Annotated in this window: 25 protein-coding genes and 1 pseudogene; all 26 read left to right on the top strand. The window is 40.3% G+C overall.

Annotation, left to right across the window (positions count from 1 at the left end):
• Positions 1-340: 340 nt before the first annotated feature.
• The 26 genes and pseudogenes from MUO14_RS03530 to MUO14_RS03405 all read left to right on the top strand — a co-directional run bounded on the left by MUO14_RS03530 (position 341) and on the right by MUO14_RS03405 (position 23,578).
• Positions 341-529, top strand: a complete 189-nt coding sequence (locus MUO14_RS03530; RefSeq protein ID WP_244753662.1) for a hypothetical protein — start codon at positions 341-343, stop codon at positions 527-529.
• 15 nt (positions 530-544) lie between these two features.
• A complete protein-coding gene (locus tag MUO14_RS03525) occupies positions 545-2,443 on the top strand; it encodes a pLS20_p028 family conjugation system transmembrane protein (RefSeq protein ID WP_244753661.1) in 1,899 nt (632 codons plus the stop codon).
• 39 nt (positions 2,444-2,482) lie between these two features.
• A complete protein-coding gene (locus tag MUO14_RS03520) occupies positions 2,483-2,785 on the top strand; it encodes a DUF5592 family protein (protein WP_244753660.1) in 303 nt (100 codons plus the stop codon).
• Complete coding sequence (locus MUO14_RS03515) at positions 2,786-2,992, top strand: hypothetical protein (RefSeq protein ID WP_244753659.1); 207 nt, start codon at positions 2,786-2,788, stop codon at positions 2,990-2,992. It begins immediately after the preceding gene.
• Positions 2,983-3,420, top strand: a complete 438-nt coding sequence (locus MUO14_RS03510; RefSeq protein WP_244753658.1) for a hypothetical protein — start codon at positions 2,983-2,985, stop codon at positions 3,418-3,420. Before MUO14_RS03515 ends, MUO14_RS03510 begins: the two co-directional genes overlap by 10 nt.
• A gap of 6 nt (positions 3,421-3,426) precedes the next feature.
• Positions 3,427-5,342, top strand: a pseudogene (locus tag MUO14_RS03505) (VirB4 family type IV secretion system protein).
• Between the two features lie 3 nt (positions 5,343-5,345).
• Complete coding sequence (locus MUO14_RS03500) at positions 5,346-6,446, top strand: lysozyme family protein (RefSeq protein ID WP_244753657.1); 1,101 nt, start codon at positions 5,346-5,348, stop codon at positions 6,444-6,446.
• Between the two features lie 27 nt (positions 6,447-6,473).
• A complete protein-coding gene (locus MUO14_RS03495) occupies positions 6,474-7,049 on the top strand; it encodes a hypothetical protein (RefSeq protein WP_244753656.1) in 576 nt (191 codons plus the stop codon).
• Positions 7,050-7,913 carry a hypothetical protein gene (locus MUO14_RS03490; protein ID WP_244753655.1) on the top strand — a complete coding sequence of 288 codons (864 nt, stop codon included), beginning with the start codon at positions 7,050-7,052 and terminating at the stop codon, positions 7,911-7,913.
• A gap of 240 nt (positions 7,914-8,153) precedes the next feature.
• Positions 8,154-8,411, top strand: coding sequence for a hypothetical protein (locus tag MUO14_RS03485; RefSeq protein ID WP_244753654.1), 258 nt, complete (start codon positions 8,154-8,156; stop codon positions 8,409-8,411).
• Positions 8,408-9,565 (top strand): MobP2 family relaxase, encoded by a 1,158-nt coding sequence (gene mobP2 / locus MUO14_RS03480; RefSeq protein WP_244753653.1) that lies wholly within the window; start codon positions 8,408-8,410, stop codon positions 9,563-9,565. The genes MUO14_RS03485 and mobP2 overlap by 4 nt, the downstream gene beginning before the upstream one ends.
• A gap of 10 nt (positions 9,566-9,575) precedes the next feature.
• A complete protein-coding gene (locus tag MUO14_RS03475) occupies positions 9,576-10,004 on the top strand; it encodes a hypothetical protein (protein WP_244753652.1) in 429 nt (142 codons plus the stop codon).
• A 62-nt stretch (positions 10,005-10,066) separates the two neighbouring features.
• Complete coding sequence (locus tag MUO14_RS03470; RefSeq protein WP_244753651.1) at positions 10,067-10,348, top strand: hypothetical protein; 282 nt, start codon at positions 10,067-10,069, stop codon at positions 10,346-10,348.
• On the top strand, positions 10,335-12,314 hold the full coding sequence (locus MUO14_RS03465; RefSeq protein ID WP_244753650.1) for an ImmA/IrrE family metallo-endopeptidase: 1,980 nt from the start codon (positions 10,335-10,337) through the stop codon (positions 12,312-12,314). Before MUO14_RS03470 ends, MUO14_RS03465 begins: the two co-directional genes overlap by 14 nt.
• Positions 12,315-12,387: 73 nt before the next feature.
• Complete coding sequence (locus tag MUO14_RS03460) at positions 12,388-13,332, top strand: toprim domain-containing protein (protein ID WP_244753649.1); 945 nt, start codon at positions 12,388-12,390, stop codon at positions 13,330-13,332.
• 166 nt (positions 13,333-13,498) lie between these two features.
• Positions 13,499-14,593: a hypothetical protein gene (locus MUO14_RS03455; protein WP_244753648.1), complete on the top strand. Its 1,095-nt coding sequence runs from the start codon at positions 13,499-13,501 to the stop codon at positions 14,591-14,593.
• On the top strand, positions 14,559-14,774 hold the full coding sequence (locus MUO14_RS03450; RefSeq protein ID WP_244753647.1) for a hypothetical protein: 216 nt from the start codon (positions 14,559-14,561) through the stop codon (positions 14,772-14,774). Before MUO14_RS03455 ends, MUO14_RS03450 begins: the two co-directional genes overlap by 35 nt.
• Positions 14,775-14,864: 90 nt before the next feature.
• Complete coding sequence (locus tag MUO14_RS03445) at positions 14,865-15,020, top strand: hypothetical protein (protein ID WP_244753646.1); 156 nt, start codon at positions 14,865-14,867, stop codon at positions 15,018-15,020.
• Between the two features lie 194 nt (positions 15,021-15,214).
• Entirely contained in the window at positions 15,215-15,556 is a 342-nt protein-coding gene (locus tag MUO14_RS03440; protein WP_244753645.1) for a hypothetical protein, read from the top strand.
• A 408-nt stretch (positions 15,557-15,964) separates the two neighbouring features.
• Complete coding sequence (locus tag MUO14_RS03435; protein WP_244753644.1) at positions 15,965-16,885, top strand: F510_1955 family glycosylhydrolase; 921 nt, start codon at positions 15,965-15,967, stop codon at positions 16,883-16,885.
• Between the two features lie 98 nt (positions 16,886-16,983).
• A complete protein-coding gene (resA, locus tag MUO14_RS03430; RefSeq protein WP_244753643.1) occupies positions 16,984-17,535 on the top strand; it encodes a thiol-disulfide oxidoreductase ResA in 552 nt (183 codons plus the stop codon).
• A complete protein-coding gene (locus MUO14_RS03425) occupies positions 17,528-18,238 on the top strand; it encodes a cytochrome c biogenesis CcdA family protein (protein WP_244753642.1) in 711 nt (236 codons plus the stop codon). Before resA ends, MUO14_RS03425 begins: the two co-directional genes overlap by 8 nt.
• A gap of 72 nt (positions 18,239-18,310) precedes the next feature.
• Positions 18,311-19,123 carry a prolipoprotein diacylglyceryl transferase gene (gene lgt, locus MUO14_RS03420; protein WP_244753641.1) on the top strand — a complete coding sequence of 271 codons (813 nt, stop codon included), beginning with the start codon at positions 18,311-18,313 and terminating at the stop codon, positions 19,121-19,123.
• A gap of 201 nt (positions 19,124-19,324) precedes the next feature.
• Positions 19,325-20,707 carry a sensor histidine kinase gene (locus MUO14_RS03415; RefSeq protein ID WP_244753640.1) on the top strand — a complete coding sequence of 461 codons (1,383 nt, stop codon included), beginning with the start codon at positions 19,325-19,327 and terminating at the stop codon, positions 20,705-20,707.
• Positions 20,704-21,375 carry a response regulator transcription factor gene (locus MUO14_RS03410; protein WP_244753639.1) on the top strand — a complete coding sequence of 224 codons (672 nt, stop codon included), beginning with the start codon at positions 20,704-20,706 and terminating at the stop codon, positions 21,373-21,375. The genes MUO14_RS03415 and MUO14_RS03410 overlap by 4 nt, the downstream gene beginning before the upstream one ends.
• Before the next feature lie 346 nt (positions 21,376-21,721).
• Positions 21,722-23,578 (top strand): copper-translocating P-type ATPase, encoded by a 1,857-nt coding sequence (locus tag MUO14_RS03405; protein WP_244755465.1) that lies wholly within the window; start codon positions 21,722-21,724, stop codon positions 23,576-23,578.
• Positions 23,579-23,626 lie beyond the last annotated feature (48 nt).

Raw genomic sequence — 23,626 nt, 5'->3', positions numbered from 1 at the left:
AAAGGCCGATGAAGAACATACAGACGAAGGTCAGCCATTTCATGAAGACTCATGGAAGCAACAACAAAAGGTTGGTCAGTTTTTCGATGCGGTTACACTTCACATGATTCAAAAGCATATTGCTCCTCAACTGGATCACAGTGAGGAAGAGATGAATGAAGAGCCGTTGGAGGTTTTTCTATACAATTTGAAAATGTTGGGGGATGGCCAGGAAATCAGTCGGCAAGTTTATGGCCATATTCGTAAACAAATTGATAAATTAAGTCAGGAAAAAGATGCAACGGTTACTGAGGAAAGAGAACAAGCCGAACTATAGCTTGGAGAGAAAGGAGATATGAATATGACACAAACTCTGGACCAGGTGATGGATCTGTATAAAAACAACATCGAAGGTGGGGAAGAGGTGATTATTACGTTGTATGATGCAGTCGTTAAACTATTTGAAGGGAGCGAGACGCCGGTGGTAGTGGTAGTCGAACCGACGACAGATCATGTGAACACTACCCTTGTCGCCTTCTTAGATCAATAAGAAAGGGGTGAGCCAATGTCGGATGAAGAACTATTAGAGAAACTCCTCCAATTTTCAGAAGTCCTTCATACCAACAACATTTTTAGTTCGGGTCTCCGCATCATGGGATGGGGGATTATACTTTTCCTGAAAATGATTGTAGATAGTCTAGAAGGTATGGTAGATAGTGTGCTGACGTTGACTAATTTCTTTAGGAGTGAACCAGTGAAATCCTTTCTGGAAACGATTCAACCGGTCCTTTATATTTTGTTGGCTTTTTCTTTAGCAATAATCGGGTTGCGTTTGATCTTCAATAAGGAGAAAAATCGGGCGGAGATCCCCATGAACATCTTTATCTCGATCATGACGATATCTCTTTTAACATTTGGGATGGGGAAAGTCGATGAATTTACTGGAGATGCAATCGATGTTGCCCAGGTTGATACAGAGTCTTTTACAACTTCAGATCGGGTGATGATGAAGTATATTACAGACATTGCAGTCTATGATGAAACTGGATGGGAAACATCGGATATAGAAAAACGACATCACGTCAGCCCAGATAACATCGACAAAATTTCTATAAATGAGACGATCACGAGAGAGTTTGAAAAAGCAAATGGTGAACAACTATCATCTGAAGGAAAAGAAATTCTAATGAACAAAGTTGGTTTGGAATCAAACGGCGAAGAGGGTCTAGTTGAGCTAGGCAAAAGTAGTCTATTTGATTTTTTACCCGAACACTATTATCGCTGGGATGTGGAGTGGTTCACCGCGATAGTGACGCTCGGGGTTATGGCTTTTACGATGGTCTTGATTTCGATTAAGGTCGCGAAACTTTGTTTCGAGCTTGGATTTAATCACATCGTGGCGCTTATTATGGCGTATGCTGATATTTCTACCGGTCAACGCCTTAAAGCGATCATTAAAAACATTGGCAGCATTTTTGCATCGCTGATTATGATTTTCTTAAGTTTACGCGTCTATATGTATTACACCACTTTTATCGGTGACCACTTAGATGGTATAGCTTATTTAATTGCCCTTGTGGCAGGGAGTTTGGCTGTAATCGATGGACCAAACATTGTCCAGAAGCTCTTTGGTATTGATGCTGGACTAAAAAATGCCTGGCATGTAGCCATGGGCGGTTACTTGGCATCGAAAACGATTGGTCCACCAGCGAAGAAGGCTGTTGGAGCTGTAGCTAGTGGAGGAACTAGTGCGGTGATGCATTCAGGAGCTGGTGCAGCTGGAGCCCTTGCCGGTATGGCTGGTGGTAAAGGAAAAGGATCTTCTCAGAATGTTGAAAGTCCTAGTCCTACTCAAGGAACACCAGGAAAAGACTTTGGAGAGAAACTTGATCAAAAATCTGGAATTATTCAGTCCGATAAGGGTTCTGAACAACACTCTCAGCCCGCCTTACAGAAAAGCAAACGGGGTCAACAACTAGGTGAAGCTTCTTCTATTCCACGGAATCAAGAGCAACAATCAGATCATGTATCTGGTGTCTCCACACCTTCTATTCATGAAGAAATGCGGGACGAAGAACGAAAGCAACAATCGCCTAATGACAGCCGAACCCCTCGCCTACATGAGGAAATGAAACAAGGCAATCGACAAGTGGCTGCTTCCATAGAATCTAAGGAGCCAGTAGATCAACGCTCAAGCGTGATGCCGTTCGTTGAACAGGGGCAGAAAAGTCAACAAGCAATTCATGGAGATCAATCGAAGGCTCCAACAAGTACAGACGATATTCCCATGCCGAATCAGCATCGCACCGAACAGCGCACTATGGGTCAATATATGAAAGACCGGGTGAAGGACCGATTTAACAACAATCACAAGGTTCAGGGTGCTAAACGCACTTATAACCTATCACGCAATACTACGGAAAACTGGAAACATAAAATCCAAAAACGCGAACGAGGCTCTTAACCTTGTTGGCGTTTTTGTTTTAGAAAGGGAGATGGTACCTTGCATTATAAAATTCCTTCTGAAATCGGAAGTGAACTGAAGATCAACCGTCTGTTTTACCTGACAGACTTACTTGTCGTTTTAATTCTGGGAGGGATCGGTTTTACCTTGCGTTATGTCGTCCATCCCTCTTTGATTTGGTATTACGCAATCTTTTGGATCATCTTGATGTTGACATGGCTTGTGCGGCCAAAATCTAACCCGAAAATGCGTATGGTGAAGGCTTTGAGTTTAGCTGTGTTTCGGGATCGCCTTACCTATTGTTCTATGGATACGGAAGAAAAAGAGAAAGGAGAGTCCTAAATGGCCTTTTCTGAAGAACATGAAGAACAGCACGCCCTCTTTGATGAACAGCCGTTCAAGAAACGAAAAAAGAGACACAAAGGATCAAAGTCTCAGAAGAAAAAGCGATCGAAGGCCAAAGCGTCTATTGCTGATATTCTACCGATTCGAGATATGACCGATGATGGGGCTTTTCAACTTCAAGGAGATAGGGTTATATGGATATGATGCAGCTGCAAAGCAAGGATATATACTCACCTTCTATGGATGAAACGGAATACGACATCATGGTGATGGCTAAGTTCTTTCAGTCCTTTGCCTCTGACATTAAAATTATGTCGATGAATTTTCCGGTGGATATGCAGCAACAGCTTGACGCGGTGGATCGGAGGGTCAAACAAAATACTTCTCCCTTATATGAACGTTTCTTATTAAGAAAACGTGATGAATTAGTCTTTTTAGAACAACACCGAACGAACCGGGAGTTTTATTTATATATGTATGCCTCCAGCATCAAGCAACTCTCCGAATACCGGAACAACTGCCAGCGTTATCTCGGCCAGATTGCCCCATTACTTCCTTTAACGGAAGAGAAGAAACTTGATTTACTCTATAAGCTTTATAACCAAAATTCCAAACTGGAAAAGAGGGGGTAAAGAACCGTGTTTCAATTTTTTCAACCAAAAACGGATCAAGAAAAAACAAAGGCTAAGGGCTACAATCCGTATTTGCTGGCTCACATCCAACCACAAGGGGGATTAACTTCCAGGAGTCTTTTATCCGAAAAGGGGATGGGTACGAGGCATGTGTTCATGTGTATGCCTTTCCCAAAAATGTATCAGACTTCTGGTTAGAGCCGATCTTCAATATGGAGAATGTGATCACAACCATGGATGTTGTATCGGATGATCGGTACAAAGTACGCGATGGGCTAAACAAAGGGATGGCGGAACAAAGCTCTCGAATGATCAATGAAAAAGACAATGCTGGTACCATCGAAGCCCAAAACAATTACGACGATTTAAGAGAACTCTACAATCAAGTGTCAGAGCAAGGAGAAATCGTTAAGCGTGTGCATCTCCGTCATTACGTGAGTGCACCAACGAAGATTGAATTAGAGGATAAAGTGAAGGCTGTCCTATCAACATTGCAAGACGAGAATTTTCGAGGATCGATTTTCTTAAATGAACAAGAGTACGAATGGAAAGCTCTTCTATCAAGTTACAGCGACCAATCCACGTATCGTAATAAACGGGAAGGGCAGCCCATCCCAGCGTTAGGATTAGCTGGCGGTTTTCCGTTTCACTTTACGAGTTTACATGATCCTTACGGAACGTTTTATGGAACAACTTTGACTGGGGGGAATGTGGTTTTTGATTTGTTTCATCGCGATAACCAACGAAAAAGTTATAATGGCGTGATGGTTGGAGCCATGGGTGCTGGAAAATCAACTACCCTCAAGAAAATCATGCTCGATAATGCTATTAAAGGATACAAAGTACGAACCTTTGATGTAACGGGCGAATTTGCGGAATTAACGGAAGCATTGGGTGGAAAACAAATATCCTTAGATGGATCCGACGGGGTGATTAATCCGTTGCAAGTATATCGGACAGCAGAAGATGAAACCACATCATTTACACAGCACTTATCCAAGCTGACGACGTTCTATAAGTTCCTGGCCCCGGAAGCTAATGATAGTGAACTTAAAGAGTATGAGAATCTTTTACGAAAACTCTATGAAACTATTGGGCTCTGGAATGAGGATTCAAACATTACCCAGCAACCGGTGCATCATTATCCGATCTTTTCCGATTTCCTTACCTTTATTCAAGATCAGCTATATGAAGACATCAAGGGAGGGAAGCAATGGGAACAGGTGAGTCCGGAACGAAAGAGGCGTCTCGAAAGCATTGAGTTAAATATTCGTAACCTTGTCGAAACCTACGCTCACTTGTTTAATGGCACATCTACGATTGAACACTTTAACGAACAACAAGTCGTCACCTTCACACTTCGTGGTTTGTCCCAAATGCGTGCAGAAGTCTTTCAGGCCCAATTGTTTAATGTGTTGAATCTCCTTTGGGATTCGATGCTCACGAACGGTGCTCCTCAATTCGACGCCTACAACCGGGGAGAATTGGCTTTTGAAGATGCGGTTCGTTATTTGATCTTAATGGACGAAGCTCACCACATTATCAACACGAAAAAGAAAAGTGAAAGTGCCCTTGAATTTCTCACGAAATTTAGCCGGGAGGCTAGGAAGTACTTTGGCAGTTTGTTGTACGCGAGTCATACGATTCGCGACTTTGTACCCGAGGGATCCGATCAAAGCATGGTAGAAGAAATTAAGAAGCTCTTTGAGCTAACGCAATACAAGATCATTATGCAGCAGGATAGCAACAACTTAGATATGATGCAGCAAATCTTCGCCGGTCAATTAAGTCAAAGTGAGTTACATGAGATCCCGTATTTGCAGACCGGAGATACAATGCTGAGCATCCGTGCGGTTGAAAATATTCGCTTTAACGTGGAGGTATCGGACGAAGAATTAGCTTTATTTGGAGGAGGTGCTTAACTCATGCCATGGTCGTTAGTGCTGGGGCTTGTCCCGAGAAAAGTGTGGCTAGGGTTGGTTGGATTGGTCATGGTTCTTTTTCTCCTTCAAATGGTCTTATATGCATCGGCTATCGCTACGTTAATCGGCTTTCAAAAGAGTAAGGCTAGTGAAGATGTTCAATCGGTCGATGTGGTGAATGGGACCGCCCAAGTTTCAACTGCCGTGGAACAATACCGTCCATTGTTTGAAAAGTATGCAGCCAAATATGGGGTCTCCGATTACGTGGAGCTGTTGCTGGCCAAGACAATGCAAGAATCTGGTGGGAAGCTTGACGATGTGATGCAGGCCAGCGAATCTCTAGGGTTACCTCCCAATACGATTGAGGACCCCAAACGAAGCATTGATGTCGGGGTTCAATATTTTGCAGATATGTTAGAGAAAGCCGGGGGAGATGTGAAGCTAGCTCTTCAAGCGTACAACTTTGGAGGAGGGTTTATTGAGTACGCCAAGGAACATAACCACGGCGAATATAGCAAGGAATTAGCGATCGAATTTTCTCAGATGAAGTATCAAGAGTTGAAGCATACGGGGATGTATTCATGCATTAGTCCAGAGGCAGCTGCCCTTCAAGCTTGTTACGGCGATATTGGATATGTGGAAGCTGTTCTTCGTTATCTTAAAGGAGGTGTTGTCGAAGGAGATATACAGCCAACGGGAGAGTGGGTACGTCCGATTGCAGGAACCTTAAACCAAACATCTAACTATGGGATGAGGAGTGATCCCTTCAATGGAACATCGACGATGCACCGAGGGATCGACTTTGCCTGTACAAATGCCGTGACCCCTATTCGGAGTGTTGATCATGGTCAAGTGGTCAGAGTAAGCAACGGAGGAACGGGTTACGGAAATAGCGTGATCATTAAACATGACGAGAACTTATTTAGTCACTACGCGCATCTCTATTCTGTACAAGTAGATCAAGGGGAGACCGTTCAAAAAAGTGAAGAAATAGGAAAGTGTGGGACCACCGGAAACTCGACTGGACCCCATCTACACTTTGAAGTATTGACGAAAAATCAATATCGAACGGACGTAAACCCGGCTCCTTATATTGATCTGTAAACAAGTTGTGTACAGGGAGGGAAACGAATGAATAAACGGGTCGTATTCATTTTGTTTTTGGGCTTTTTGATCGCTTCGACAGGGTTTAATGTGTACATCCAAGTCACGGCATCAGACGACGATTTACAAGCCAAAATTCAGCAACTTCAAGCCGACAAACAACAAGTTTTGAACAAAAAACAGGAACTGAAACAGATCATGGATCAACAACGTCCAGCTAAGATTCAGACTCATCATCGTGTATTAGTTGATCTTGTATCTATGTTTGTTGAGACGGCTTTTGTACACAGCGAAGAAACCTATCAGGAACGAAAAAAGCAAGCCCAATCAATCATGAGTAATGAGCTGGTCAACACATTTTTTCCTACAGAAACCTATAAAGGACAAACGAAATCGAGCGTAGATCATGTCCAACTATTTATTGAAACGGGCCACTTTAGAAGCAACGATGCAACGGTCCTTGTTCGGTTTCAGCACACCCTACATTCTTTACAGAATGATCAAGAACAAGTTTCGAAAGTGTTCTTAGAAATATATGTCCATAAGCAAGATGGACGATGGAAAGTGATGGACTTTAAGGAAGCCACGCAGGAGGGGAAATAAATGAAAAAACAGACGAATGTGGTGAGGGAAGGCACGTCAAAAATGTACTTAATTGGACTAGGTACCATGACGGCGGCCCTTCTCTTTTTCTTATGTTCCGGTTTTGTATTTGGAAGTCAAAATCAGGTGAACGTTCAACAAACTCCGTTGAATGAACAACTAAACTTGAGTGGATCTGGAGAGATGATTATTGAAGAATGGACCTATAATCCGAACCGACAGCTGATGGTTGTCACCTTAAATATAGACAAATCAACAGACCTATTAGGTGATCCATTGACCTTTATTGCGCAGGAGAAAGCCAATTCTCAACGGAAGGTACCCACGACGATTGAGTACCATGATGAAGGCCAATATGTGATCAGTATCCAAGACGTGAGCCCCTCTTTTGAGGTGATGGCGTTAGACGTTCATAAGCACAAAGAAAAAGATGAAGAGCTCCTTGATGATCCTCAACAGGAAATGAAGGGAGGTGAAGAAGTCAAAGAGTTAGCGCGCATCTATGCCGATCAACGAAAAGTCAAAACCGATTCAACATTGACCATCCAAACGGAACAAGAATATGAAATAGCTGCCCTATCAAGAGATATCAAAGGGGCTAAACAAACGATGCAAGATAAGGAAAAACAGATTCAAAGAATCGAACAAAAACTACATGACATCGATCAAGAACTGGTGGAATTAGAATCAAAACGTCTGTATGAAACGGGTGAGGAAAAGGAACAAACCAACGCGAGAATTCGTCAACTAGAAAACGAAAAGGATCAACTCAATCGAGAAGCCACAGAGAACGAAACGACGATTCAAACCATACAGAAGAAGCTCACGATGTTGAAGGAAAAACGAGACATGATTGATAGATAACCATGAGAAAAAGCATCAACACAAGGACCACACATCCATGTGCAGGGACCACACATCCATGTGAAAACACGAAGGTGTGTTCCTATTTTAGCAACACAGTGACCGCACATCTGGAGATTTTCTTGTGCCCTCGTTTTGCCCGGCTCTGCCGGGATTCACACGCCAAGTGGGAACAAAAACCCCTTATGCTCTTCTCTTTATTCACTAGATTTAGGAACTTGATCAAAAGGAGTGATTTATATGGATGTAAGAGTTCGTTATATGGATCCAAAAACTGTTCAACTTATTGATGAACTTGCGAAGGAAAAAGGGATGAGTCGGCAAGAGTTTTTACACGCAAAGTTGCATCAATTAGCCCTCTTTCATGAAGAGAATCATCGTGAACAAAGACTGCAGCAGTTAGTTGATCGAAACATTCAAACGATGGCCCATTGTTATACAGCGATTCGAGAAATGAACGATCTTTTACAGTTTGAAGAACCAGGTGAAGAAACATGAGTGAAACTGTAACGCCTGGAGTGGTTTTAAAAACGAAATTCGTGACTGCAAATAAGAAAGGGTTTCAAGATTACGTCCGGTACGTGGACCGTGAAGAGGCCAAAGGAAAGGGGGAAACTCATAGGTCCATGTTTAGTTTATATAATCACTACATGGACGATCCAGATAAAACATCTGCTTTGTTTACTCAACAGTCGGATCATTTATCTGTTAAAGGAAAACAGGGTATTAAATCATTGTTTGAACAGGCTCAAAAAAATAACAGCATTATGTGGCAGGACGTGATTACATTTAATAATGATTGGCTTCAAAAACGAGGTGTTTATGATCCAAAAACTCACACTTTAGATGAAGACGCCTTGAAACAAGTAACACGTAAATCCATGAAGGCCATGATGAAAAAAGAAGGGTTAGAAGAGAGTTCCGTCTGGTCGGCAGCCATTCACTATAATACGGACAACATTCATATTCATGTGGCCACGGTCGAACCCCATCCAACTCGTGGGCGAGGTAAGCGTAAACCGAAAACGTTAGATGCGATGAAGAGTGAAGTCGTGAATGGATTAATGGATCGTACGCAGGAACGCAATCAAATTAACTCTTTGATCCGTGAGCATATGGTGAATTCAAAGAAAGAGAATAGCAGTATGAAATGGAGAAACAGAGAGATGAAGCCTTTGTTCCTGGAAGTGTACAATCATTTGCCTGAAGATAAACGCCAGTGGCACTATGGCTATCAAACATTGAACCCAATACGGCCGAAAATCGATGAGCTAACATCAAGGTACTTAAACAAATATCATTCAAAAGACATGAGACAGCTCCATGACAAATTGGATAAAGAGGTGAATGAATTAAAGCAAACTTATGGGGATGGACCAAAGGATAAAAAACGCTATCAGCATTACAAACAAAACAAGCTGGATGACCTCTATAAACGAATGGGAAATGCGTTCTTACAAGAAATGAAAGCTTATGATAGGCAACGTATTCCTATTCATGAACCAGGTCACTCCTATAAGTCTGTGCCTCCGGGTGTTCATTTACAACGATCTTTGCGAAGGATTCAACGCTCCATGGGTCAAACCTATGATCAGTTTATGAACGACTTGGACCATCAGAAATTGGAACGAGATATTGAAAGAGAAAGGTAGGTTGTTGATCATGAGGCAACGTCAAAATGTAACACTCCATGAGGAAACGATTAGATTAATGAAAGGGTATCAGGAGCAACATCATATTCGTTATCCAGGGGAAGCCTTGGACCGGATGGTTGCGGAGTGGGAAGAGCAACAATTCAAGGATCATTCCCAAGAATATGTCATGGGGTTGATGGCTCAACGTTTTCAGGAGGTGTTTTCCGATGAGATGAAACGGGTCAAGTTGGCAGCCAATCAAAGTGATAAAAACACGCAAGTTCTGCTGGAATTGATGAATGGATTTGCGATGGATCAAAACCTAGAAAGTTGTGTGACGACTCCAATATTTGAAAGTCAGGCGATGAAGGATGCCAAGGAAGCTGTCGAAGAACGAATCAGTAATCAAAGGCAAAAAAGAATCAGCACCAGAGAGTCACAAGCTTCTTCATCCTAACCAACCATCGGTGATGTAGCCGATTCATTATAGATTAAAAAATGACCAAAGGAGGAGATTTTATGATGTTGTTTAATAGCCGTTATGAAGTAGGCGTGTTTAAAAGTTTAGGGGATAACCAAGAGCTCGTGATCGAAGTTGGCCAACAGGAATACACCTTAACGTTGAGTGATGATGAAATGGCTGATGTGGAACAGCATTTGGTCAATCAAGAAAACTTACTCATCCCGTTCGATAAAAAGAGCAAGCAGCTGATGTTAAACACAGATCCAAACTATGAGGAAGAGGATATGGAAGAACTCATGAACATCAGCGAGGGAGGTGATGCTCATGGCCAAAAGTAAACGTACCTATCCCAAAAAGTCACCCGAACAGGTTCAAGAGGAGATCAATAGACTGACAGAAGGAATGGAAGAACGTATCTCGAACCACTTTCATTCGCCCGATCAGCTAAAAGAGTATTTGGATTTTATGGGAAAGTTTTACCGGTATTCCCCCAAGAACACCGCGCTTATTGATTCACAGTTTTCTGGTGCTGAAGCTGTTGGCTCGTTTGCCTTTTGGAAAGAAAAAGGGTTCCCCGTTAACAAAGGTGAACAAGGCATTAAAATTCTCGTACCTAATCGATTGGGCCAGCAATTTAAAAACAATGAAGGGGAATGGAAGTCCTTACAACACGCCACCAAACAAGAGAAGGAACAGGTTAAAGACGGTCAACTCGACAAACGAGAGGGCCGTCTTGTTTTTTCTATCGGGAGTGTTTTTGATGTGTCGCAAACGAGTGCATCCCAAAAAGACCTCCCTCACATATTCCCGAACAAATGGATCGATGGAAAGGTCGAAAACTATAAACCGTTGCGTCGAGGTATGGAGGCTATTGCGGATAAGAACAACATTCAAATCGTTGAACCTTATGAAGAGCTAGGGGCTGCCAAAGGAGTGAGTTACACCGGGAGAGGTGAAGTCGCCCTCAACCCTCGGAACTCAGAACGTCAGGATACGAAAAGCCTGTTGCATGAACTCACGCATGCGAAGCTCCACACGGAAGAAAAACGAGATCATTACACCAAGCCGGAAAAGGAATTTCAGGCAGAAATGACAGCCTATACGGTGGCCTCCTATTTCAATATTGATACCAGCGATTATTCCCTAGATTACCTTCATCAGTGGACGAAAGACCATGAGTTTAAGGACTATGAAGGGTTATTGCAGGAAGTTCAAACGACGGCCAAAGAGTTTATTTCAACGATTGAAGATTCATGGGAAAAAGAACAGGAAGGGGATAAAGACATGAAAATGACAACACCGTCCAATGAAAAAAGAGAGCGGAATATGGGCCAACAGATACAGGTGCAGGAAAACAACCAAGAGAAAGAAAAGGGAGTCTTCGATCCACTGCCAAATCCCAAACCTTATCAAGAAATGATCATCCTTGTAAATAAAGAGAGTCAGAATGTTAAAACCGTATCCATGGAAAGTCTTATAGACGTAGCCACACTACAGGTAGAGCAAAAAGAAATCAAACCGTTAGGGGACATCAGTTATCCGCAAGTCAAGCAAGATGAGCTGGTCAAAAAATTTAATCAAGCTAACGAAAAGGGCAAGGGTGCCTTTGTCGCTCTTAGTCCCGAACACCAAAAGAACCCGGAAACATTGCCTTCTTCCATGAGGAAGGCAATTGAAGGCATTTCAATCACTTCTGAAGTATTCAAGGAAGCCGATGCAAACAACGTAACGCCGGAGCACCCTTCTTTACAAAGATCACAACCATCCATCGAAAAAGAACCAAAGCAGGAAGAGGAAAAATTACCATCGGAGAAGCTACGTGACATGTACCGTCGGCAAGTCAGCACAACTGAACGAAACGAGAGCCCTTTTGAACCTAAATCTGAAAAGGAAAAAGGGGAGAATGAACTCGATAAACAAGCCTATAAAGATGCCTATAAAAAAGAGTTGATGAACTTTATTGAACCGAAGGTAGGAAAGGGACTGGATCAAGAGGAAAGCAACGATCGACAAGAACGTCTGAACCAAATGCGTGTCTTTGAAAAGACACATAGCATGGAATCCGTTTATAAACTAAAAAAAGAATCGCTGCAGGAATTAAAAGAGCTGCCGTTATCCGAATATGGTCAACAACGTTTAGTCCAGGTAGAAATGACATTAGATCAGGAATTTAGCGATCAGAAGGGGAAAAACGGAGAAAAGAGGAAAGGCAAGTCTGTAGAAGAAAAAGCAGATGAAAGTAAACAGGGATCTTCCCAACCAAAGCATAAAAAGCAACGGCAAAAAGTTGAAATGGAACGCTAGACAGGGAGTTTTATTCCCTGTCTTTTTTATTTTTTCTATTTGACATTGACATTCAAAAAGGAGGAAGTGCTGCATGGTGAAGCATGTAAGCGCGTCACAAGTGGAAATCGCACGAAATGTAGATTTGATAGACTACTTGCAGCGTAAAGGAGAACCGTTGAAAAGAGAAGGAAGGTATTACCGCCACCAAAAACATGACAGCTTAGTGATTAAAGATCAGATGTATGCCTGGAACTCGCGGGAGGAAAAGGGGGCTGGTGTGATAAACTTTGCCAAAATGTTTTATGGCATGAGTTTTCCAGAAGCTGTGTTAGATTTAAATGCTCAAGGTTATAAAATGAAAACCGATGGACAAGAGAGAAAATCGAAAGAACCCTATTACTATCCCGAGCAGTATGAGGTAGCCGGCAAAGAGAAAGCCAAAGACTATCTCACTAAGGAACGGAAGATCCACCCTAAAATCGTCGAATGGCTTGATCAAAAAGATTTAATTGCAGAAGATAAGCTCGGCAATGTCATATTTAAGTGGAAGCAACGTGGAGAAATCGTTGGTGCTGATCGTCAAGGTACTATCCCGATGAAAGATGGTACTATGTTTAAAGGAATTGATAGAAATAGCTACGGATCAGCTGGCTTTTCAATAGATATTGGAAAGCCGAATTCAATTTACTTATTTGAAAGTCCGATTGATGCTCTATCTTATTGGAGTATTAAGCAAGCAAGGCTTCAAAATACTCGCTTAGTTTCCATGTCTGGCTTAAAACGCCAAACGATGATCGATGAGATCAAACGCTTGGGGAAAGAAGGTCATACGGTTCGTCATGTAACTTTTTGTACTGATAATGATAAAGCTGGTTATAATTTTGCCAAGAAATATCAAAGGGTAATGACGGAAAACTTGTGTAGTACTAGCCTGCCAACATCTAAAGATTGGAATGATGAGCTGAAGAAAAGAGATAAACTAGGAAATGCAGCAAAAGAAAGTCGGAAGGATCAGTTGGGAATAGAACGGGGATAATGTGATGTTTTAATTTAGTAGTACAGAACGGGCAGCCATATGGTATTCTTTATACATTGAAAAGGCAACCGTGGTATATTGTAAATTTGAAATCTTGTTGATCACTGTGAAACAAAAAATGATCAGGTTAGTTTTATTACTCGCTTGATATTGGGGAGGTACTTGGATGAATAGAACTAGTGAGAGTGACATAGTCTTATCATCAATATCTAATCTTAGAAAGGACTATGATGAAGTATTAGGTTTGCTTCGCGATGAGGACAATAGACAACGTAATAACACATTGCTTTGGATTTTTAAGCCTTTCTTGAGAGCTTTATTTAATTATACTCCTTTCATGCCGAAAGACAAAAGTACTCTGTTAACAAAAATAACATCCTCTTCTCTTCTACAGCACTTAGGTATTATAGGGATTATTTTTAATAACAGTAATTTATTAAATAATCTACTATGGATAGCTGCAATAGTATTTTTTATCATATCGGTTGTGATAAATTTTAAGAGAGAAGTGACTATATATGATGAATACTTTGATATCTCTGCCTTCAGAAATTTAGAAAAAGTAATTCATACAAAGTTAGTATCAAAGTATGTTGAATCTGCTCCCTTTACGTTTAATTTACTGTACGACTATATTAGGGATTTAATTCAAAATTCAAGTGAGCACTTGGCTCAAATGATTAAAGACAACAAACAAAAAGAGGAAGAGAACAGTAACTTACGCCAGGAGTTAGAGAGGGCAAAAGTGACAGTAAGTTCTATGAGGAGATCTCTAAACCATCAAATCAACCTTCAAAGCCACTTAAACCGTACGATTTTAAGGATAACTGAGGGAACATTTGATAAAGATGATTTGATGATAGTATGTGAATTTTCTTTATTTAAGGAAGAAGGAGACAAGCTTACTCTTGATGCATCCCATGGTCTGACAAGGACCCCTACTGAACTAAAGATTGACGAATTATCTGATAGGCAAAAGGATTGGGCTGTTATTCGTGCATATTTAGACGAAAAAGAGGGAATATATGATGATGAATCTCATAACAGAAAAGTTGTTTCAAAACGTTTTCAAATGACGGACAATACAATATATGTATATAGCTTCCATTACGATAGCAACCGCGAGAACGATTATGGTATAATAAAGACACAAGAAGCCATTAAGACATTATACACTCTCATCTCTTTCTGGCATTCTCAACACACCATATCAGAGGAGGGCAAACATGATGAAAACCGAAGTATTAAGAAAAGAAACTAAAAAAGTCGATGCCGTAACCTCATCCTGGGATATACTAAAGTCTGCCAAAGAATTGGAAAAAAGAATTGATATTACTTTAGGTTCTGAATCAAGAAAAAACGATTCTCAATCTTCTCAAAAACATGAACAATTTTTAAGTGAACTTCAGGAAATGGAAAAGTTCCTTGCTCACAGTAATTAACCAAAAAGAACTATCCTTTTATTTGGATAGTTCTTTTTTTTATGCGGGATAATACCCTAATAAGGAATAGACAATTAGGAGTGTCCCGTGATGAGCAAACAGAAGTCTTCAAATGTTATTCAATTGTTCCCAAAAGCAAAACAGGTGGAAGTAACATCTGCTAAGGACTTATTGAAGGAAGCTGATCTTTTAATTAAAGACATCGATGAGTTATTAAATGATGAAAAAAATAAGAATAAAAGGTGATAAATGGGATCATTCTATCTAATTTTATCCCTGAACAAAAATGTCTCTTCACAATCTAAAAGGAAGGGTAGTTGGAGGAAAGTATTCAGTTGATGTGTTTTTATTATTGAAATATGACAGAAATTATGAAGAGCTAGTGTTAAGATGGTCTCCATTGATTTTGCCTCTCATATGTTCTCAATAACTGTTAAGTTATGGGGGTATTAAATTTAACTAGAAAATTTTCAATTATGCTAAGCAAAAGTAAATATAGCTGGTCCTATCTTGCAAGTTATATTGAAAATGAAGAAGTGCAACCATCTTTGACAATCTATAGTAAATCTTCCGAGGGAGATCACTTTATAAAACCAACTACAGCTTTGACTTTACGTGGGGAGAAATCAATTAGAAAATTGTATGATTATTTAATTTTGTTGGATGAGGAACACGATTTCTTTAATAAAGGCAAGTTCAGTAATTTAACAGAAACCTTTCGTCCATGTACTTTAACTGTTAAAGATCCTTTAACTATTATAGCTCTTAAAGAGGGGATTTAATATTTATTGAATCAGATTATTGTACAGAGAGTTATTACAAGCCTCCCAAAGAAATAAGCCTTGATTTCAATGCTATTGATCAGCTTTATTTCTTATTACAGCATATTTATGGGGTTCCAATTCACACGAATCCCGGTACTAAAGTACTAAAGAAAATAAAAGTGATAAGGAAAAAACTTCTTCTAATAGTGAAAATAAACAGATGTCTAAAGTTCAATCTGGATGGGGACTCCTAAAGTAAAAGGGGTTCTTTTTAGTTTCTGCTAAACATTTTGGAAGATTGCATACAGGATTGAATCCGTTTTTTACATAAAACCCCAAAGGAGTACCTTATAGACTCTTCACAAAATCTCCACAAAGTCAGTTTATACTCTTTATAGAAAGTAACTCTTATTAAGGAGAATGTTTATGAAATTTTTGTTTTTTGCGTTCATTTTAATTACTGTTATAACAGGCTGCAGCCAGGCTGACTCTAGCGATCAAGGGGCCTCTAAGGAGATAACGTCTCCTTTCCAAGGAAAAGTGGAACATGTTCATGGGATGGGATATTTAGATGAGGATACACTTGCCTTTGCTTCTCATACCGGATTAAAACTCTATCAGGATGAGAAGTGGGCCCAAACAACCTCACACAAAAACGATTATATGGGCTTTAATGTGGTTGACGAGGGTTTTTATACTTCTGGTCATCCAGGGCAGGAAAGTAATTTACCGAATCCTATTGGTATCCAAAAGGCAGCAGGTATTGATAAGGGGCTAAAAAGCTTGGCATTAGAAGGTGAAAGTGACTTCCATGCCATGGGTGTAGGTTATAGAAATCATTCGATTTATGTACTAAATCAACGCGCGAACTCACTAATGGATCTAGGACTTTATAGAAGCTTCGATGATGGAAAGACATGGGGGAAATTAAGGGCTGAAAACTTGCCAGAAAACATCTTTCAAATTGCAGTTCATCCGGATAATGAACAGATGGTTTCTGTGGCCACAAAGACTGGAATTTATCTTAGTAGAGACGCGGGAGATACATTTAAGTTGATCTCCGAAGAAGGGCAAGGAAGTGGCTTGTTTTTTACAAAAGAGAAGTTATATTATGGTATCTACAATAATGAGGGACAATCCTTTAAGGCTTATAGCTTGTCCGACGGATCGAAACAAGAGTTGTCACTGCCCGAGCTCGAAGAAGATGCCCTAATGTATGTAGCTAAACCCCCCAAACAGAATGAAAAGATAGCGATTTTCACCGTTAATGGGAGTAGTTTTGTGTCAAAAGATAGTGGTCAAACGTGGACCCAAATTTTAGAAGAAGGGGAAACAATTATAAATTAAAAAGTCACTAGTCTTATTAGACCGTGACTTTTTAGTCCGTAATAGGTTTGGATAGGTATGCAATAAAAAATAGATGAAGAAAGAAAGGTGTGTCTAGTGTGAAGAATCGCAAGAAACGATTCATCATGCGTGTTTCGATTTTAAGCGTATTTGCTCTTATAATTGGATTTGTTTTATACCAAAACTTTACAAAGGATTCAGGTGTTGTTAATGCGGGGGACATGGCACCTGACTTTAATTTGGAGACACTCTCTGGAGAAACCATACAATTAAGTGATTATAGAGGACAAGGGGTTTTCTTAAATGTATGGGCTACATACTGTAAACCCTGTGAGAAAGAGATGCCTTATATTGAAAATCAATATAAGTATTTTAAAGATAAAGGTGTAAAAGTGTTGGCCGTGGATGTGGGAGAAAGTGAGGTAACGGTAAGATCATTTGTAGAGCGTAAAGGAATGACATTTCCTGTTCTAATGGACCACGGGGAGCAATTGCTAGATATTTATGGTATTGGCCCTATTCCAGTAACATTTTTGATTGATGAGAATGGGAAAGTCGTTGATCGTATCACTGCTGGGATGACGGAGAAAGAAATCCATGATTATATGAAGAGAATACAGCCAAACGATTGGAGAAGTTCGAATGGCTGATGTCAATATATTGTTGGCCTTCGGTGCGGGGTTTTTATCCTTTATCTCCCCCTGTTGCTTGCCTCTGTACCCAGCGTTTTTATCGTACATAACAGGAATGTCGGTTGATGAATTGAAAACTAAAAACCTGTTGACTCAAAAACAGCCCCTCCTACACACATTATTTTTCCTTGGTGGATTCTCGGTTATCTTTGTTGCCATAGGATTTTCTACTTCATGGATTGGAGGATGGTTTATTCGCTATGATGATCTGATCCGGCAATTAGGGGCGATTCTAATTATCTTTTTGGGTCTAGTTACGGTTGGAATCTTTAAGCCAGGACTCTTCATGAGAGATTATAAAGTCTCCTTTAAAAATCGTCCTCAAGGGTATGTTGGGTCAAGTGCTGTAGGAATGGCTTTTGCGGCAGGGTGGACACCATGCACGGGACCTATCCTTGCTGCAGTTATAGCACTTGGTGTGTCATCTCCGAACCAGGCGGTCATCTATATGATTAGCTATGTACTAGGATTTGCTATTCCGTTTCTTATCATGGCACTGTTTATTGGACGTTTAAAGTGGATCAAGAGGCATAATAGAAAAGTTGTGAAATTTGGAGGATATGCCATGATTTTTATGGGGGTCTTTTTATTTTTTGGATGGATGACTCAACTGACTTCATTTATAACTAACGAATTTTTCGGGGGATGGACGGGATTCTGAGTAATAAAAGAGTTATTCTGACTTGTAGTTCCAACTTTTAATACCAAATGGTAAAAACTAAGGAGTGATGATATGGAATCATCCATTGAACCGTTAGGTCGGGTAGCTATCGAGTTCGGTCCCCTCACTATTTATTGGTACGGGATCATTATCGCACTAGGGGCATCTTTAGGTTTATATATCACCTTAAAGGAAAGTGAACGTGTAGGTATCGATAAGAATCACTTTATGGATTTAGTTCTTTATGCTATTCCGATTTCAATTGTATCTGCAAGAATATATTATGTTTTGTTTAAATGGGGTTACTACAAAAATAACCCCAGTGAAATTATAGCGATTTGGGAAGGGGGTATTGCCATACATGGGGCTCTGATAGGGGCGATCCTCACAACTGTGGTTTACGCAAGAAAGAAGAAAATCCCTTTTTGGAAAATAGTAGATACAGCTGCACCAGGGTTATTAGTCGGACAGGCGATCGGCCGGTGGGGCAACTTCATGAATCAAGAAGCCCATGGTGGACCTGTTACAAGGGGGTTTCTTGAAAGTCTCTCCCTTCCAGATTGGCTTATTAACCAAATGTACATCGAAGGAACCTACTATCACCCAACTTTCTTATATGAATCGATATGGAATGTTGCGGGTCTCGTCCTCTTGCTTTTTCTGCGACAAAAGGTGAGTTTGAAGCAAGGAGAACTTTTTCTTAGTTACGTAATCTGGTATTCAATCGGAAGATTCTTCATAGAAGGGATGCGTACAGACAGTTTAATGTTAACTTCCTCTCTACGGATGGCCCAGGTAATATCAATCTTGCTTATAATAGGTAGTCTTCTTTTTTGGTGGTATCGAAGAAAATTCAAAGAGCCTTTGCCTGAATATGGAGAGTAATACTAACTATGTTACGCCCAGTAATCCAATAATTAGTGTAGCAATGCATATCCACTAAAAACATATTGTTACTAATGCAGGGTTTGAATAGCTATAGTTCGGAGTTTCATAACTTCATTGCGTTTTTGATTGTAATGAAAACCAAGGAAGTTAAAGAACCTTTGAATCGTAATTAGGAACAAGTTTTTAAAAGGAGTACATATGAAAAATAAAATTTCACTGAAACTAGGGTTTCTATTTTTAATTTTAATGGTGCTTATTGAATTGATTTTATTTTTTGTTCTGTATACAAATTTGTCAAACCAGAGAATTGATGAAGTGTTGAATGGTTTGTTAGCTAGGGGCGGAGGGCATCGGGATGTACTTGAAAATAACTTTGACCCTTCTACCCTTGCTCATGTAGCTCTGATGGAATCAGAGGCTATGACAGATGTAGTTATAACTGATACGGGAGGGGAAATAATTGCTGCTTCTACTGAATTAGAACCTGGTATGAAAGAACTGATTAACCTTCCATTAGGTAACCTGACTCACCATGGAAGAGTAATTGAAAAAAGGTGGAAAACAGAGCCTTATGTTGCCACACTATCTCCTATAAAGGTAGGAGAAGAATTAGAAGGCTACGTGTACATGTTCTCACCTTCTTTCATTATTTCTGAAATTATTTCACAATTATCAAATCAATTCATCTTAGTTATGGGTATTACCTTAGTGATCACCATCGTTACCGTCTATATTCTGACAAAGCTCATTACAAAACCCCTGATTCACATGAAAGAAGAGACGGAGAAACTTAGTAAGGGAGAAACGAGGATAGACTTAAAATATAGTCACAATGATGAGCTTGGAGTACTCGCTCAGTCCATCACACGATTGGGTAGGGACTTAGACCGATTAAAACACGAAAGACATGAATTTTTATCATCCATCGCGCATGAATTGAGAACACCTCTGACCTATTTGAAAGGGTATGCTGATATTGTTTCCAAACCTGAAATGAATTCAGGAAACAGACAGAAATACTTAACTATTATTAAAGAAGAGGCCAAAAATCTTACAAACATGGTAGAACAACTGTTCCAACTAGCAAGAATCGACGAGAATTCTTTTTCTATCCAGCGAAAAAAACAAGTTATTTTCCCATTACTTAGACAAGTTAGAAATCGTATGTATCCTTTGTTAGAAGAGAAAGAGATAGAGTTGTATATCAGCTGTCCTGATGATGTATCTATATATATTGATGAAACACGTTTTCAACAGGTGATGAACAACATCATAGACAATGCCATTACATATAGTCCTCAGAAATCTACTATTTCTATTCGTGTCTTAGCAGAAGATAGTTATGTAGTGATAACTGTAACGGATGAAGGGCCTGGTGTCCCAGAAGAATCCTTGCCTTATCTTTTTGACAGGCTTTATCGTTTAGAAAAATCAAGGTCAAGAGCCTATGGTGGTTCAGGAATAGGTTTAGCCATTGTTAAGGAAATTGTGGAGGTCCACGACGGGAGGGTATTTGCACGAAATCTAAAACATGGAGGGCTATCGATCATCATGCATTGGCCAAAGGAGGAAGAAGAGTGAAGAGGTTACTTCTAGTAGACGATGAACGAAGAATGCTGGACTTACTGGGGCTGTATTTGGAGCCCCATGGGTTTCAATGCGACAAAGTATTAAGTGGTCACAAAGCGTTGTCATTATTTAAAACTTATCACTATGACTTAATTTTACTTGATATTATGATGATAGATATGGATGGTTTTGAAACATGTCGACGTATTAGGGAAATCACGGATATTCCTATCATCATGATTACGGCAAAGGACCAAAAACAAGATATCCTCCGTGGTTTAAAAGCGGGGGCAGATGACTATATTACGAAACCCTTCGATGAGGATATTATGTTGGCACGTATCCAGACACAATTGCGTCGGGGTGGGAAGAAACAGAATGTGTGGGTCTATGATCGCTTAATTTGGAACCAAGATACCTACCAGCTTCTATACCTCGATAAAGAAATTAATGTTACTCCTAAGGAATTTCAATTGATAGGGCTCTTAATGAAACGACCTAATCATGTATACGACAGAGAGCACCTTTTGGAGTTGATTTGGGGCAGTGATTCAGAAACAGAAAGCAGGACTATTGATTCACATGTCCGCAATATAAGGGAAAAGATTAGACAAAAAGGGTTTCCGATAGATAAGCATCTAAAAACTGTCTGGGGAATTGGATACAAATGGGTAAGCTAAGATAAATTCTTTTCTAAATGCATAGCTTATTTATGTTTCTTTTATACCCGTGTAGGGTATGAGTATAAAAGCAGGCGGCATAGGTGAACATAAATAATGCATATAGGAGGTTTTTAGAGTGCCAAAAGAACACGAACATCACCATAAGGAACAAGAAGGTAATGGAGACGAACATTCTCATGACGCACATGAGCACCATGAGGGCCACGAAAATCATAACCATAACGAAGAGGATGGACACGAAGGCCACGACCACCACGATCATCACGCACACATGGTGGAAGATTTTAAAAAACGATTTTATATATCCTTGATTTTCACGATCCCCATTCTCTTTCTATCCCCGATGATACAGGATTTCATCGGTTTGGAATTTTCCTTTTCATATGATCAGTATGTGTTATTCGGTTTAGCTACCTTTGTATTTTTTTATGGCGGCTGGCCATTTCTGACAGGGGCCATTGACGAGTTGAAAAATAAGAATCCAGGGATGATGACCTTGATTGGTCTCGCCATTTTCGTCGCTTATGGCTACAGTTCTATGGTCGTTTTTGGCTGGGAAGGCCGTAACTTTTTCTGGGAACTTGCAACCTTGGTGGATATCATGCTGCTTGGTCACTGGATTGAAATGAAGTCGGTTATGGGGGCTTCCAATGCGTTACAAGAACTTGTCAAGTTAATGCCTAGTGAGGCTCACCGAGTAAACGGAAATGGGGAGACAGAGGATGTACCGATTCATGAACTGAGTAATGAAGATCATGTGTTAGTGAAGCCCGGTGAAAAAATCCCGGTTGACGGTATCATTATGGAAGGTAAATCTGCTATAGATGAATCGATGCTAACAGGGGAGTCTGTGCCGGTAGAAAAGAATCAGGAAGATGAAGTCATCGGTGGTTCGATCAACAAAGAAGGAAGTCTCACGATTCAAGTGAAAAATACGGGAGATGACACGTACCTTTCTCAAGTCATTAACTTAGTAAAGGAAGCACAGAGTTCGAAATCTCGTGCTCAGGACCTAGCCAACCGGGCTGCAAAATGGCTGTTCTATTTAGCATTAGCGGCAGGGATTACTACTTTTATTATTTGGATCGCTATCGGATCAACTATTGATGTAGCTGTCGAAAGAATGGTGACGGTCATGGTCATTACATGTCCGCATGCCTTAGGTCTGGCAGCACCATTAGTTGTTGCTGTTTCAACGGCCATTTCAGCAAAAAAAGGTCTTTTAATCCGGAATCGCACCCAATTTGAGAATGCACGTAATTTAGATGCTGTCATTTTTGATAAAACAGGAACACTCACCAAAGGCGAGTTTGGCGTTACAGATGTGATCCCTGCACAAGGGTATGAGGCCAATGACGTGATTTATTGGGCGGCAAGTGCTGAACAGAATTCTGAGCATCCCTTAGCAAGAGGTATTATCCAAAAAGCTGAGAATGAAGATGTTTCCCTAGATGCTGTAGAAAACTTTGAATCGATGACAGGAAAAGGTTTGCAAGGTGATGTCGCTGGAAAAAATGTAAAAGTAGTCAGCCCAGGATATATGAAAGATGAAAATATTTCCTATGATACATCACCTTTTGAAAATCTTTCTGAAGAAGGGAAAACCGTTGTATTTGTTGTCCTCGATGGTCAATTAGCCGGCATGGTTGCTTTAGCTGATATGGTTCGGGATTCAGCGAAAGAAGCCATATCTGCACTTAAGGAAAAAGGCATCCATTCCATTATGCTGACAGGAGACAACCAGAAAGTGGCCGATTGGGTCGCAAAACAGTTGGATATGGATGAAGTGTATGCTGAAGTATTGCCTGACCATAAAGCAGATCAGGTGAAAAAGGTGCAATCAGATGGAAGAAAGGTAGCGATGACAGGGGATGGGGTTAACGATGCACCTGCTTTAGCAACAGCTGATGTAGGAATAGCTATTGGCAGTGGTACGGATGTGGCTGTGGAGACTGCAGACATCGTACTCGTTAAGAGTAACCCAAAAGATATTGTATCGATTGTAGAATTATCTAAGAACACGTATAAGAAGATGGTTCAAAATTTATGGTGGGCAGCAGGATATAATATCGTAGCCATTCCATTAGCAGCAGGTATCCTTGCACCTATTGGGATTATTTTAAGTCCAGCAGTTGGAGCTATTCTTATGAGCTTGAGTACCATTGTTGTAGCCATCAATGCCAAGTTACTCAAAGCATAGGTGACTAACCAAATAAATAGCCACTATTTATTAGAAAACAAGTCGGAG

Origin of the sequence: Halobacillus shinanisalinarum (genome assembly GCF_022919835.1) — a bacterium.
GTDB lineage: Bacteria > Bacillota > Bacilli > Bacillales > Halobacillaceae > Halobacillus_A > Halobacillus_A shinanisalinarum.
This window is presented reverse-complemented; position numbering and strand designations above follow the sequence as displayed.